The sequence below is a fragment of the Candidatus Contendobacter odensis Run_B_J11 genome (genome assembly GCF_000531125.1).
In the GTDB taxonomy this organism is placed as follows: domain Bacteria; phylum Pseudomonadota; class Gammaproteobacteria; order Competibacterales; family Competibacteraceae; genus Contendibacter; species Contendibacter odensensis.
On the sequence record NZ_CBTK010000185.1, the window covers coordinates 1 to 1021 of the forward strand.

A 1021-nucleotide genomic window follows, 5' to 3' on the forward strand; every position below is an offset into this window, starting at 1 on the left:
GGTGACGAAGTGGGCGTTAGCGGTCGGGGCGATTCTGGAAGTGCAGACCCCGAATACGGTGGACTTGGCGAATGTCTTGCCGCTGGAGACGGAACGGCAGGATATGCGCGAGCAGTGGCTCCGCCGCTTGTTAAAGAATCCGTTACTATCGAGTGCGGAGGTGCTGGAACCATGGGCCCGTCAAGCCTTGGCCGCCGCCGGTCAGCATGGAGAGACGATCATTTTGAGCCTGGATCAAACGGATGTGGGGGATCGGTTTGCGATCCTGATGATCCGTCTCGGCGTCGGGGATCGGGCGTTACCCTTGGCGTGGACGGTGGAAGCGGGTCCCGCGAATCTAGGCTTTGCGGCCCAGACAGTCCTGTTGGAGCGGGTACGGGCGTGGCTCCCGGCCGGGGTGGAGGTGTTGCTGTCGGCCGATCGCTTCTATCCCTCCGTGGAGTTGTTCCTCTGGCTCCACGCGCAACCCGGCTGGCATGATCGGTTACGGCTGAAAGGGAATCTGAACGTCGATCCGGGGTTTGGCGACCTCGTGACGACGGGCGAACGGGCGGCGGGGCAGACCGAGCGCTATCTGCCGAATGTCCGGTTGTTTAATCCCGGGGTGCCCACGAACCTGGCGATTGGGCATGAAGGCGGACATCCGCAACCCTGGATGATCGCCATGAATGACTCACCGCATCGGGCGACCGTCCGTGATGACGCCTGTCGCTGGGGGATTGAGCCGATGTTCTCCGACTTCAAAAGTCGGGGGTTTCAACGGGAAGACCCCCAGTTACGCGCTGCGGACCGGCGGGATCGGTTGCGGGTGATCATGGCTCTGGCCATGTATTGGTGTGTGCGCGTGGGTCAAGAGGAGGCCCGCGATCACCCGACGCCGTTGGAAAAAAAACTCGAGAGCAAACGGACCCCGACCATTGGACCTTTAAAAAACTGGCTCGGAGTGCCGTGTCCTGGTTCAAGCGCGGTCTGCGCACGCTTGAAAGGCGACTCCAAATGCAACAACCCTTACCCTCCTTCT

1 protein-coding gene is annotated in these 1021 nt (G+C 61.4%); it reads left to right on the top strand.

Annotated elements, in window-relative coordinates; translation table 11 throughout:
* Position 1: 1 nt before the first annotated feature.
* Positions 2–1021: transposase (locus BN874_RS25130; RefSeq protein WP_230314414.1), on the top strand; the 1020-nt coding region annotated here is incomplete at its 3' end.